The sequence below is a fragment of the Flavobacterium sp. LK-23 genome (assembly GCF_058135255.1).
Window position 1 is genome coordinate 48738 of the sequence record NZ_JBYUVT010000012.1, and the last position, 12572, is coordinate 61309.

Genomic DNA, 12572 nt, shown 5'->3' on the forward strand with positions numbered 1-12572 from the left:
AGATAAGTAAGCTTTAAACATAAAAAAAACTCCTTAAGAAATTAAGGAGTTTTTTTTATGCTAAATCTTTCTTCCGCTATCAATAAATTTAAGAGTAATTAAAAATCAATCATTTGGCTGTGCCCAATCAGAATTCCTAATCAATAGTAAACCTTGAGCATAATCTGTAGTAGGGCAAGTTTCATCTACTATATTCATTCCAGAAATCATACTTAACAATCCAAAACTCCTAACCAATCTGTTTGACTGTTTATAAGGAGAGTTTTCTTCATTTAAATCAAAAAAAGTATTGGTATTAAGAGCAGTCAATTCTTCTAACTCATTGATACCACTATGATAAAGAAGAAAGGTATTATTGCAAGTAACTTCTAATTTTGTATGCTCTTTTCCGCTCTTTAAAAAGAAAGGTAAAAATTTAGAAGGTGCAGACATATGACTGTCTAAATACCTTGAAATTATAGTATATGTTTTATTTCCTAAATCCTTATTTTCTTTTATTAAAACACCAAAATCTTTATTTTTACCTAATTGCTTTTGCAAAACGTGAGCTTCTCCAAAATAGCCGTAAACTTTCTCATTTTTAAGATTGTATCTTTTGTATAAGCTCTTAAAATTAGAATACATAATATTTTCTCTAGAAACAGAATTGTAATCGGCTAAGTTTTTCTGAATAAATAAAATATCTCTAACTGTATCATCATTTGATTCTTGGGAATCTAAAAGCAATTTTGGCAATTGTTCTTTTGCCCAATTAATAAACAACAAATCTTCCTCTGGAAAATCTACCGAAAAATTTACTTTCTTCAATAAAATCCTTAAATGCTCTTGAGTTAGTTTTAGGTTCTGGATTTTATCAATTCCGTAAACATGAATTTTTAAATTTGGCAAATTAGATTGATTTAACTTGTAAATTTCTATCCATTTCCTTTTGTAGTCTTTATTATTGTGACCGTGATAAATTATCCATGTATCTAAAACATGATCTATTAATTTTTCATCTCCAGATTCTAAATAGTGGTTTAGAAAATACGCTTGACTAAAATCAATTTCAGCGAAATGTGCTTTCATGCCAACTTTTCGATTTAAATATTTAATAAGATTTACATCGTTTTTTATTGTCTCTTTTATACCATGAAATTCTCCAAACAAAAAAAGATGGTTTTGTAGCAAATAAGGATCTAAATTTTTAAATGATAAACTCTCTTTCTGATTTACCGATTCAAATAGTTGTTCGTTTTTCTTCCAATATTGTAAAGTTTCCTTTCCAGAATAGGTATCATAACTTTTTAAAGAAAAGCTATAGATAAGACCTAAGACTAAAATGCCTGCAAAAAAAATAATTCCTTTTTTAATGATTTTTTTCAATACGACTAGGTTAAAGATTATATAATTGCCAAATATAAAAGACTTTGTGCTTTTATTTGTTTTGAAAAGAAATCATCCATTGATACTTTATATTTTGGTAAAGCATAATCAATTACTTCTTCTCATAATCGAGAGCTGTATAAAATTCGACAAGGCCTATTTGCGCTCTTTTTAGGTTTTATGCTACTATTAAATGGTTTGGCAAAAATTCCGCAGAAGATCAATTATATTCTTATTGGAATTTTTATTGCAGCCATAGCCATTATGCGATTTTTTGAGATAGATATATATTAATTTATTTTAGTTTAAAGAGAATAATAGTGCTTTGTTAGAGTTTCGTTATTTAAAAAACGCATCAAAACTTTCTTTTTTAGATTTTTGATACTTTTCGATATAAACATCTAGAAAACCGCTTTGCTGCAAGAATAGCAATGAATCTTTTATATTCAGAATTTCGTCAATTGCTTTTTGTTTGTCTTTTTGTTTATTGAAATAAGATTCTATTATTTTATAGCCCATCCAATATCCTAAATCATTTGGTCTATCATCTTTTTTGGTCGTTCCATACAGCCAATCTAGATAGTCTGTATTTTTTAACCTTGATACAAATTCTTCACACAATTTATCTTTATGCTGCGCTCCATATTTATAAGAAAACGAATTAATTGATTCTCCTGAAATAAGTTCACCAATAAAATCTGCGCCACCTTCCATCAGACACCATTTCAAAAGCATATCTTTACCGGTTATATTTTGCTGATAGTGTATGAGTTCGTGAGCAATTAAGCCAGAAATTCCATCTAGATTTTGAAGCATTTCGGTTCCAACAATAACTCCTTCTGGAGCAGAAGTTCCACCTGAATTAAATCTTCCGTAAACAAAATAAATAGGAGGGAATTTTGCCTTTGGATACCAATATTTTAATGCGCTATAAATGGCTCTTACGCGCTTTTCTTTAGAAGCAAGATCATTTAAAACATTTCTTGTAAGTTCATAATCTGCTTTCCTTTTTTTTACCACTTTAAAAAGAGAATCGGCATTAATTATTCTATTTTCAGTAAAAGCTTTAACACCAGGAGAACCTTTCTGCATATATTCAATAAATGGATTTTCTTTTGATTTGTCCATTTTATCGAAAGCGATCCAGAAATTCTCCGAATCTTTTGTTTCAAAAACAGCATCTAAAGGATTGTCTGAGAAGTTATTTTGTCCAAAAACGGGATTTTGGATATAAATCAAAGCAAATAGAAGAATAAACTTTAGTTTCATATGTTTCTTTAAGATTGGTTTATATTTTTCTAAAATTAAACACGTTAGAATAATATTCTTTCTTTTTATCTTCTACAATCAGCAAGCTATTAAAATATGTTATTTCAAATCGGATACATTCTAAAAATAAATATTTAAGTCTATAATTATAGTCCCGTTCTTTTTTAATGGCATTAATTATATTCAGAAATTCTTCTTTTTCAATTTTAAAGCATTCGTCAATATCAATTTGTTTTCCAATTCTATAAATCACTTCAAGACTATCATTTTGTCTTTTGAACAAATCCAAACAAAACTGATAAACAGCTACTTTTGGTATTAAAATGGTTTTTTCGTCGAAACAAAGATTATACGTAATTCTAAAATTGGCTTCATCTTCAAGCTGAACTCTAATTTTATTCATTTCATTTACCAAAATGACTGAGTTTGTAAAAGTGTCAAATTTGTGTTTGAAATTTTCCGATAAAATTTTTAAGTTTTCTATAATAGTTTCGGCCATTAAAACAGATTTAATTTTTCTTAATTTTCAATGCTAATATATAAATAAAACCTCGTTAATTTAATTTTAAACTTTAAACGATTGCAGATCTTTAGAAAAAGCAATACATTACATCAATATAAAAAACTACAATAGACAATACAAATGAAAGAGCAAAAAGACTGGTCAATAGATGAAATTCAGAATATTTGGAAGCTGGTTTCAAAACTTCATAACGGACAAAAATATGGCGGATTTAATGAGGACGAACAAGTTGAATGTCTCAATCATATAGGAGGTGTTGTTTTTGAGATTATAAATGCTGCTCGATTTACTGAAAACATGAATGTTGATCTGGCAATTAAATGCGCTATGCTTCATGATACAATTGAAGATACTGAAATGAAATATGAAAAAGTAGTTGACTTATTTGGCGGTCAGGTTGCATCTGGAGTTCTTGCTTTAACTAAAGATGATAAAATTGAAGATTCTTCAGAAAAAATGATGGACAGCTTAAGAAGAATCAAACAACAGCCCATAGAAGTTTGGGCGGTTAAAATGGCCGACAGAATTTCAAATCTATACGAACCGCCTTTTTATTGGAATGATGATAAAAAACTAAAATACATTGCCGAAGCCGAAATTTTACACCATGAGCTAAAAGACGGAAACGAATATTTAGCCAACCGATTGAAACTTAAAATTAATGAATATCATCAATTTTTGAGTTCGAATCAAGTGTTATAATAGAAAAACTCCTCAATTTCTTGAGGAGTTTTTTATTATTCCTTACTCAATCTATCCAATTCTTTCAGCAAAGTTGGAAATCTAAACTCGCCGGCCATGCTTTCCACTTTTTTGTAGGCTTCATCCAAATCAATTCCGATAGAAGTTATGTATAGAGGTTTCTTGCTTTCGCCTCTATATAGTGCTTTTTTATTCTTTTCTATAGAAGCAAAATTCGTTTTGGCAACACCAATAATCGGAATTTGTTTATTCAGTTTCTCGTATAAATAACCGCCTAGACCGTATTTGTTTTCATCGTTTAAATAAACAAAACCATCCACTACTATAACCTCTATAGTCGACAAATCTATTTGTTTTAATAAGCTCAGGATACAAGGCAATTCTCTTTTGTAGAATTCTCCGGGTATATATTCTTCTACGTTATCTATTATTTCTGAATGAACTTTGAAGTTCTTATCTTCATTCCATTCTGCGAATTCAAGGCAGATTGTTTTTGCTTTTTGGTCAAAATAATAGGTATCAAAGGCTAAGATCATATGGGTATGGTATGTTTATTTTGAATTAATTTTCTGCAATTCGGCGTACATTTCATTTAAAAAAGACTGCTGTCTGGAATCGTCTTTAAAATAACGCTGATAAATAACACTGCAACTTTGTACATCAGCTATATTTTCTTTATTAAAAGACCAATCATCAGTGTTCTTAATTGTTATTCCTAAACCGTCATTGCAACTTTGCCAAAGTTCTGAGAATTTAGTTTTTTGATCCTCGCTCAATTTGCTAAAATCAGCGGTAACAGTATAACCGCGCATTTCTGAATTAAAGAATTTATAAATCGATTTTACAGGAACGCCGCCCCAAATTAGTTCTTTTCCCTCAGGGAATTCTATCGTAGTCAGTTTGTCTTCTTTGAGTTTATGATCTTGCTTTCCTTCTTTTAAAAACTGCTCTTCGTAAACCAACTTTGATCCTATTGGAACTGGAACTTTTTTTACAATTAAAGGTTCAGTAGTAATGAAATAGGGATAGTTTGGAGTTGAATTTCCGCCTGTCGGATTCATGTTTCCAACGCATCCTGTAACGATCAAAGCAAATAATGAGCTAAATGGTCTTAAGAATTTCATATTCAATAATTTTACTAGTGCCCTAAATAAGGAGCGGCCATCATTTCGGTCTTAATATATTTTTCAGAAACAGTATCTGTATCTATAGGTTTCATTTCACTTTTAACCTCTTTTAACCAGCCTTTTTTATCTGGAACATAACTTTCAATTACTGCGCCACCATGATAGGGATCGTAGTAATTAACCGTAAGAATTAAAGTATCTCCTTTTACTTTATAAAATCCCTCTCTGGCAATCTTACCTTTTATGGTCGCATATTTTTGAATATTTGCTACAGTAGATTTAGTATTCCCGAATGTAAAATCGTATTCAATCAATACATCATTTGGAGTTTGTTCAGACATTAAAGTATTCATGTTATTTTGGTAAACATCATAGACATGTCCTTTAAGTTTTATTTTTGCTATTCGCTGGCTTTCTTTAGCGGTATTACTATAAGAAACAGGAACCTCTACCGTTTTTCTTATTTTCTTTTGTTGAGAATATCCACTAAAAGCACCTAAAATCAAGGCAAATACAAGAAATATACTTTTCATGTTTTATAATAAATCGATTGACTGAAATCCTTTCTCTTTTAAGGTAAAAAGATTTTTTTGAAGCTAATATAGGAAAAATCATCACTTAGCGATTGAAATAAATTACTTAACTTAAATAAACGATCTATTAAATTTAAAATCAGGTTTTTGAAAAATCCTAAAATATAATGTAGTTTAGCTAAAATTTAAAAAACATTCTTCAAATAGTATTTCAAAATGAAATGGATTACCAGAGAAAGGCCCAAAATAGATCGAATTGCCTGTCCGTGGCTGATTCGAAAATTTGTCGATCTTGAATCTGAATTTATTTATGTTCCTTTTAATGACGTTATAACCAAGGCAAAGGAACTTGGCGCCATTCCGTTTGATATTCCAGATGTTGAGTTTACTCATTATAATGAAGAAAGCACTTTTGATTATATAGTCAAAAAATATGAAATTAAAGATCCAGCAATTAAGATTATTGCAGGAATTGTACGCGGAGCTGATACCGATAGACATGAAATTGCTAAAGAATCTGCGGGACTTTGGGCCATTTCTGCTGGATTGGCTTATAATATTACCGATGATTACGAGCTATTAGAAAAAGGAATGCTTTTGTATGATGCCTTATACAGTTGGGCAACACATTTACATCAGCAAAATCATTTGCAGAATAGTCCATTCGAAAAACTATTGCATGAAGTGTATAATAAGTTTTTGAATGACAAAAAAACATCGGGCAAGACGCCATCTTGGGTAAAGGATTTAAAAAATATAATTCAAGATCAGATTGATACTCAGTTTACCTTTGATTTAAAGAAAATTTCGAGCGAATTAGATTTGAATCCGTCGTATTTGTCCAGAGAATTTTCAAAGCATTTTGAAGATTTGAATTTTGGCGAATATGTTAGAAAACTTCGTATTGAAAAAGCAATTCATCTCATCGAAAATTCCTCGAGTACTTTAACAGAAATAGCTTATATAACGGGCTTTTCAGATCAAAGTCATTTTACGAGAATTTTCAAACTTCACACAGGAAAAAATCCTTCTTCTTACAGAAAAAAAACAAAAAAGTAAACCAGATACAAAAGGTAAATTGGGTTCTATTTTTTGAAAACGAATGCTTATAGCTTTGTTTATCCAATCAAAAACTAGAAACAATGTCATTTAAAAGGATTTTATTTTTTACAGCACTACTTATTGGTTTTACGTCTTTTTCTCAAACTACATATCCTAAAATAGTGGGATATTTTGGTATTATGCATCCAATAGTTACGATTAATGAAGATGAAACTACTGTAAATTTTAGAGATTATTACGCTGTTGGTTTTCCTACCGGAATAAATATCTGGAAAAACGAAAAAATCGGATTCTCATTTGAAGTCGTTCCCAACATAAAAGAGGATCAAGGAACGAGCAAAGTAACCAATTTGTTATTTCATCCAGGTGTTTTGGTCGCTTTAGGAAAAGGCTACACATTTGCCGGAAGAGCAGCATTTGAAAGTGGTGGCAGATATGGTTTTACTCCAGTTTTTAATAAAACAATTATAAAAAATACAATCTGCAGTTACTACGTTGCTGTGCCATTGCCCGTTCGTTTTGGAAATGATCATCCTGCTAGTTTTACGGTAGGCTTTCAGTTTGGAATTGCTTTTTAAGGTTCATAAATAGAATTAAACCAAGTGTTTACCAAATTAATTGATTAATTTAGTTATTAATAAAAACTTAAGTTTATGAAAACTAAAATGATATGGGCCAACTTGGTTTCGAGCGATATACAGAAAACAATTCAATTTTATACTGCTCTTGGTTTTAAGCAAAACGGAGAAGAGACAAAGGAATTAGTTAGTTTTGTTTTTGGAGAAAATGATTTTGTAATTAATTTTTTCGCGCCAAAAAGACTAGAAAATGCTTTAAGAGGAAAACTCTCCAAAACGAATGTAGATAATGAAATTATATTTTCTTTGTCTGCAAATAGTGTAGAAGAAGTGGATCTTTGGCATCAGAAAATAAAAGAAATAAAGGGAACTGTTTTTTCTGAGCCTGAAAATTTTGAAGTCGGTTATACTTTTGGTTTTTCAGATCCAGACGGGCATAAATTTAATTTTCTATATTGGCCAGGAATGTAAATTTTAATCAAAAAACATCTTAATTCTAAATAATGCAAACAATAGAATACACATTTGGAGAGTTTCTTATTACCACAGACAAATCTAAACTCGACATTACTGCAATACATGATTTTTTGTCTAAAGATTCTGGATGGAGCGATAATATTCCGTTAGAAAAAGTAAAAGTTTCAATAGATAATTCCCTTAATTTTGGGCTTTTTCATGGAGAAAAACAAATTGGTTTTGCTAGAATTATATCCGATTTTTCTACTATTGCCTATTTAGGAGATGTTTATGTTTTGGATGATTATCGCGGAAAAGGACTTTCTAAAGAAATGATGGACTGCATTATGTCGCATCCTAATTTACAAGGCTTGAGACGATGGATTTTACTGACTTCTACTGCAGAATGGCTTTATAAAAAATATGGTTTCCAGAATGTTCCTAACCCAGAAGTTTACATGGAACTTTACAATCCAAATGTTTATAAGAATACTCAGAAAGTTTAATCCTTTTTGCCATATGGCAAATTCTCAATAAAAACTTATACTTAACTTTCGTGCATGAAAGAATTAGTTAATTATATATTGCAGTTTGGCAATTTGAATCAGCAGCAGATTGATTTGATTTTGACGAAAGCCAAAGAAAAAGAAATCAAAAAAGAGGAATATTTTTCTGAAGCTGGAAAAATAGCCGCAGAAGTTGGATTTATCGTTGACGGAATAATGCGCGTTTGTTACTACAACAATAAAGGCGAGGAGATCACAAAATATTTTATTGACGAAAATAATCTAGTTGTAGACTTAGAAAGTTTTGATAATAATATTTGCTCATCTGCTTATGTCCAAGCGGTTACAGACTGTAAAGTTATCGTATTTTCTAAAGCCGATTGGCAGGAATTGCTAGATACCATTGTAGGTTGGGACACGATTGTGCATAAAATCATTTCGAAAGCATTAATTCAAAAAGTGGCTAGAAGAAGTCCGTTGGTTTCAGAAGATGCTACAACTCGTTATTTGTCATTTATGAAAATGTTTCCAAAAGTAATCAATAGAGTTCCGCTTTCGTATCTCGCTTCTTATCTCGGAATAACACAATCTTCCTTGAGCAGGATTAGAAAAAACATCCGTTAAAAATCGCTTTTTGTCATATGGCAAATGTTTTTATTTTTTATCCATGCAATTTTGCCTCAGATAATTTTAAAACATAAAAAAATGAAAATAGCATTAATTACAGGCGCAAATAGAAGCATTGGTTTAGAAACTGCTAAACAGCTCTCCAAGAAAGGATTATTTGTTTATTTAGGAACGCGTGATCTTGCAAAAGGAGAAGAAGTAGTAAAAGAATTGCATGAAAAAGGATTTCAAAACATTCAAGCTATTCAAATTGATGTCACAAATGCAGAAAGTGTTTTAGCAGCAAAAAATAGCATTGAAAAAGAAAAAGGCAAATTGGATATCCTGATCAATAACGCTGGAATTCTAGGCGATATTCCGCAAGATCCTTCTACGACTTCTATCAAAAACATTCAGAAGGTTTTTGATACGAATTTCTTCGGAGTCATAACCGTTACACAGACTTTTCTTGAATTATTGAAAAAATCAGACAGTCCGAGAATCAGTAACATAACATCTGGACTTGGTTCTCTGACTTTGCACAGCGATCCAACTTGGAAATATTATGCAATAAAGGCAATTTCATACGTTTCTTCCAAAACTGCTTTAAATGCCTTTACAGTTACTTTAGCTCATGAATTAAAAGAACTGCCATTCAAAGTAAACTCAATTGATCCAGGCTATACCGCAACCGATTTCAATCATCATAGCGGATCAGGAAGTGTAGAAAGCGCCGCTAGTTTTATAATAAAACACACTTTGTTAGATGAAAATGGACCAACAGGAAAATTCTTCAGTAATGATATTGAAGACGAAAGTGAAGAAAGTCCTTGGTAAAATAAGAAAACCTTCCAAAGTCATTGATTTTGGAAGGTTTTAGCATTATAATAACGATTCGTTCTAGAGAAAAGTAGTAAATTTAACCCGTTATTAATTTTTAAGAAGCAAAACAATGTCCATTACAACTGAAGCAGAATTAGCAGGAATGAAAAAAATAAGTGAGGCTGTAGCTTTTACTTTAAAAGAAATGAGAAAATTTGCCAGACCTGGAATATCTACAAAAGAATTAGACGATTACGGCGGACAAATTTTAAATGATTTAGGAGCGAAATCTGCGCCTTATCTAACGTATGGATTTCCTGGTTGGACTTGTATTAGTGTTGATAACGAATTTTGCCATGGAATTCCGTCTGAAAAAAGAATTTTACAAGAAGGCGATTTAATCAATATCGATGTTTCTGCAGAATTAGACGGATTTTGGTCAGATAATGGAGGTTCTTTTGTAATTGGTTCAGATGTAAACGAGCATCAAAAACTCGTCGATGCTTCTAAAGATATTTTACATAAAGCGATTCACAATATAAAAGGTGGCGTTCGTATTTCTGATATTGGTTTTTTAATTGAAACCGAAGCCAAAAAACGCGGTTACAAAGTAATTAAAAACCTAACTGGACATGGAGTAGGCAGAAGTCTTCATGAAGCGCCGCATGAAATTGCGAATTACAGAGATCGTTTTAATCAAACAAGATTTAAGAAGAATTCTGTTGTAGCAATTGAAACGTTTATTTCTACCGCTTCTACATATGCTGAAACCCTAAAAGATGGTTGGACAATGGTTGGAAATAAAGGCGGATTCATGGCACAACACGAACATACCATTGTTGTAACTGAAGGAAAGCCCATCATCTTGACAGAAATGAATGAGATTTGGAATTAAGAAAAAACATAACACAAAAGCTCCTTTAGAAATAATGGAGCTTTTGTGTTTTTAAACAGATTTATTCTGTTTATTAAATTCGTTAACTAAATTTTTATTCGCTTCAATTATCTTACTTGGATGTATCACATTTGGGTTGAATATAAAATCGTAATTCATGTCTTTTGGTTTAAACTTATTTACTCCAAAAGCTATACTATTGGGCGGAATATCTTTTGTGATAATAGATCCAGCGCCAATAACAGAATTTTCTCCAATTACCACTGGACCCAAAATTTTAGCTCCATCGGCAATTACAACATTTTTAGCAATAATAGGGTTTCCAACATTTTCCCATTCTTTACTAATTTTATTATACTTCAAATTGGCTCCGATAGAAACGTTTTGAAAAATTACTACATTTTCGCAAATTTTAGAAGCAACAATTGTACACCCGCGTCCGTGATGCGCAAACAAAACACTCTTGTCCATTTCAGCGCAATTGATTTCACAGCAATATAATTTCTCTAATAAATTGCCAGCAATCAGTTTTAAAAACCTATTTTTTGAATGACAGTTTATTTTAACTAATGTATTAAACATATTATTTTCCAGCTTTGGGAATAACTTCTAACTCATAATTCATAACTCACAACTCAATTAAGGTTCCCAAAGTTCAATTTTATTGCCTTCTGTGTCCATTATATGAACAAATTTTCCGTAATCATACGCTTCGATGTCATCAAGAACAGTAACACCGTTTGCTTTTAATTGCGTTACAAGCCCTTCAATGTTTTGAACACGGTAATTAACCATAAAATCTTTCTTAGATGGAGAAAAATAGGCATCCCCTTTCTTAAAAGGGCACCATTGTGTCGATTCAATTTGCTCTGGATTTTCAAGATTTCGAGATTCAAAACTTGCAGAACCCCAATCGTTTATTTCCAATCCTAAATTTTTAGCATACCAATCTTTTGTTTCTTTCGGATTGTCAAGAAAAAAGAAAATTCCACCAATTCCAGTGACTTTTGGAGTAATTTCATTTGAATTATTTTCCATATAAATAGTTATTTAAGATTGTTTATCAATGTCATTTTTAAGTCTAAGGTATTAAAAATATTCATTGCGTTTTCCTTTTTTATTCTTTTGATTTATCTTTACAACAAAGCTTTTATCCTAAAACATAGCATTATGAAAACAGAAAGAATTTACAAAATACTATTTTCTAGCGTATATCCTTTATACATTCAAAAAGTCGAAAAAAAGGGGAGAACCAAAGAAGAGTTAGATATCGTAATCAAATGGCTTACAGGATATAGTGACGATCAAATTAAAGTACAAATTGAAAAGAAGGTAGATTTTCAAACCTTCTTTGCTGAAGCTCCAGAAATCAATCCGAATGCATCCAAAATTACTGGAGTCATCTGCGGATATCGAGTAGAGGAGATTGAAGATCCATTAATTCAAAAAATGCGATATCTAGATAAATTGATTGATGAAATCGCCAAAGGCAAAAAAATGGAAAAGATTTTAAGAGAATAAAAAAAGACCTTCAAAAGTACTTGAAGGTCTTTAATTTTTAAACTCTCAATAAACCGCGAAAGCCTCTCGCGGCATAATAAGAATCGGCTCCATTATGATATACAAAAACAGTATTATATCTGAAATCGGAGAATATTGCACCTCCCAATTTTCGTATTTCTGGCGGAGTTAAAATCCAGCTCGAAGTTTTAGTATCAAATTTTCCTAGCTTTTGCAGTTCTTTATATTGTTCTTCGTTTAAAATTTCAATTCCCATTTCTTGTGCCATATTGATAGCGCTGTCGGCGGGTTTGTGTTCTTTTCTTTTTTCTAGCGCCTCATGATCGTAACAAATGCTTCTGCGACCTTTAGGACTCTCAGCCGAACAGTCTACAAAAAGATATTCATCTGTTTTTTCATCATAACCCACAACATCTGGTTCGCCTTCCGTTCTTTCCATTTCGTCAAGAGACCACAATTTTAATGGACTAGCTTTTAATTTTGCTTCTATTTTTGCCCAATCCAGATTTTCATGTTGGCTTTTATTCTTCTCAAAACGTTTTTCAAGAATGCTTAAAAGTTCTTCTTGTTCATTTGCTGTTAATTGCTTTTTCATGATTTGAGTTTT

The 12572-nt window shown here is 31.2% G+C and carries 18 protein-coding genes; 9 read left to right on the plus strand and 9 right to left on the minus strand.

Annotation, left to right across the window (positions count from 1 at the left end):
* Positions 1-105 precede the first annotated feature (105 nt).
* From AC3Y25_RS16890 to AC3Y25_RS16900, 3 genes are all read right to left on the minus strand, one after another.
* Positions 106-1365, minus strand: coding sequence for a TraB/GumN family protein (locus AC3Y25_RS16890; protein ID WP_489903533.1), 1260 nt, complete (start codon positions 1363-1365; stop codon positions 106-108).
* A gap of 339 nt (positions 1366-1704) precedes the next feature.
* Positions 1705-2634 carry a DUF2268 domain-containing putative Zn-dependent protease gene (locus AC3Y25_RS16895; protein WP_489903534.1) on the minus strand — a complete coding sequence of 310 codons (930 nt, stop codon included), beginning with the start codon at positions 2632-2634 and terminating at the stop codon, positions 1705-1707.
* A 19-nt stretch (positions 2635-2653) separates the two neighbouring features.
* The gene (locus AC3Y25_RS16900) at positions 2654-3133 is read right to left on the minus strand and encodes a hypothetical protein (RefSeq protein WP_489903535.1); all 480 of its coding nucleotides are present in this window, start codon (positions 3131-3133) and stop codon (positions 2654-2656) included.
* Positions 3134-3277: 144 nt separating this feature from the next.
* Between AC3Y25_RS16900 and AC3Y25_RS16905 the strand changes: the two genes are divergently transcribed.
* Positions 3278-3859, plus strand: coding sequence for a bifunctional (p)ppGpp synthetase/guanosine-3',5'-bis(diphosphate) 3'-pyrophosphohydrolase (locus tag AC3Y25_RS16905; protein WP_489903536.1), 582 nt, complete (start codon positions 3278-3280; stop codon positions 3857-3859).
* A gap of 35 nt (positions 3860-3894) precedes the next feature.
* Here AC3Y25_RS16905 and AC3Y25_RS16910 read toward each other — a convergent pair whose 3' ends face one another.
* Genes AC3Y25_RS16910 through AC3Y25_RS16920 form a run of 3 tightly spaced genes read right to left on the minus strand, consistent with a single transcriptional unit; the run spans position 3895 to position 5519 of the window.
* Positions 3895-4395, minus strand: a complete 501-nt coding sequence (locus tag AC3Y25_RS16910) for an endonuclease V (protein ID WP_489903537.1) — start codon at positions 4393-4395, stop codon at positions 3895-3897.
* 15 nt (positions 4396-4410) lie between these two features.
* Positions 4411-4983, minus strand: coding sequence for a hypothetical protein (locus AC3Y25_RS16915; RefSeq protein ID WP_489903538.1), 573 nt, complete (start codon positions 4981-4983; stop codon positions 4411-4413).
* 14 nt (positions 4984-4997) lie between these two features.
* Positions 4998-5519 (minus strand): hypothetical protein, encoded by a 522-nt coding sequence (locus AC3Y25_RS16920; RefSeq protein WP_489903539.1) that lies wholly within the window; start codon positions 5517-5519, stop codon positions 4998-5000.
* A 216-nt stretch (positions 5520-5735) separates the two neighbouring features.
* On the opposite strand from AC3Y25_RS16920, the gene AC3Y25_RS16925 reads away from it, so the two are divergent.
* From AC3Y25_RS16925 to map, 7 genes are all read left to right on the plus strand, one after another.
* Positions 5736-6578, plus strand: coding sequence for a chromate resistance protein ChrB domain-containing protein (locus AC3Y25_RS16925; protein WP_379801342.1), 843 nt, complete (start codon positions 5736-5738; stop codon positions 6576-6578).
* Between the two features lie 83 nt (positions 6579-6661).
* On the plus strand, positions 6662-7159 hold the full coding sequence (locus AC3Y25_RS16930; protein ID WP_489903540.1) for a hypothetical protein: 498 nt from the start codon (positions 6662-6664) through the stop codon (positions 7157-7159).
* 75 nt (positions 7160-7234) lie between these two features.
* The gene (locus tag AC3Y25_RS16935; RefSeq protein ID WP_489903541.1) at positions 7235-7630 is read left to right on the plus strand and encodes a VOC family protein; all 396 of its coding nucleotides are present in this window, start codon (positions 7235-7237) and stop codon (positions 7628-7630) included.
* Positions 7631-7662: 32 nt separating this feature from the next.
* A complete protein-coding gene (locus tag AC3Y25_RS16940) occupies positions 7663-8121 on the plus strand; it encodes a GNAT family N-acetyltransferase (protein ID WP_489903542.1) in 459 nt (152 codons plus the stop codon).
* Positions 8122-8175: 54 nt separating this feature from the next.
* Complete coding sequence (locus tag AC3Y25_RS16945; protein WP_489903543.1) at positions 8176-8745, plus strand: Crp/Fnr family transcriptional regulator; 570 nt, start codon at positions 8176-8178, stop codon at positions 8743-8745.
* Between the two features lie 81 nt (positions 8746-8826).
* Positions 8827-9564 carry an SDR family oxidoreductase gene (locus tag AC3Y25_RS16950; protein ID WP_489903544.1) on the plus strand — a complete coding sequence of 246 codons (738 nt, stop codon included), beginning with the start codon at positions 8827-8829 and terminating at the stop codon, positions 9562-9564.
* A gap of 115 nt (positions 9565-9679) precedes the next feature.
* On the plus strand, positions 9680-10444 hold the full coding sequence (map, locus tag AC3Y25_RS16955; RefSeq protein WP_379801348.1) for a type I methionyl aminopeptidase: 765 nt from the start codon (positions 9680-9682) through the stop codon (positions 10442-10444).
* A gap of 51 nt (positions 10445-10495) precedes the next feature.
* On the opposite strand, the gene AC3Y25_RS16960 is transcribed toward map, so the two are convergent.
* Together AC3Y25_RS16960 and AC3Y25_RS16965 are read right to left on the minus strand one after the other, a co-directional pair.
* Positions 10496-10915, minus strand: a complete 420-nt coding sequence (locus AC3Y25_RS16960) for a serine O-acetyltransferase (protein WP_489903545.1) — start codon at positions 10913-10915, stop codon at positions 10496-10498.
* A 168-nt stretch (positions 10916-11083) separates the two neighbouring features.
* Positions 11084-11482, minus strand: a complete 399-nt coding sequence (locus AC3Y25_RS16965; RefSeq protein WP_489903546.1) for a VOC family protein — start codon at positions 11480-11482, stop codon at positions 11084-11086.
* Between the two features lie 132 nt (positions 11483-11614).
* On the opposite strand from AC3Y25_RS16965, the gene AC3Y25_RS16970 reads away from it, so the two are divergent.
* Positions 11615-11965, plus strand: a complete 351-nt coding sequence (locus tag AC3Y25_RS16970) for a DUF2200 domain-containing protein (RefSeq protein WP_489903547.1) — start codon at positions 11615-11617, stop codon at positions 11963-11965.
* Positions 11966-12002: 37 nt separating this feature from the next.
* On the opposite strand, the gene AC3Y25_RS16975 is transcribed toward AC3Y25_RS16970, so the two are convergent.
* Positions 12003-12560: a DUF4256 domain-containing protein gene (locus tag AC3Y25_RS16975; RefSeq protein WP_489903548.1), complete on the minus strand. Its 558-nt coding sequence runs from the start codon at positions 12558-12560 to the stop codon at positions 12003-12005.
* Between the last annotated feature and the right edge of the window lie 12 nt (positions 12561-12572).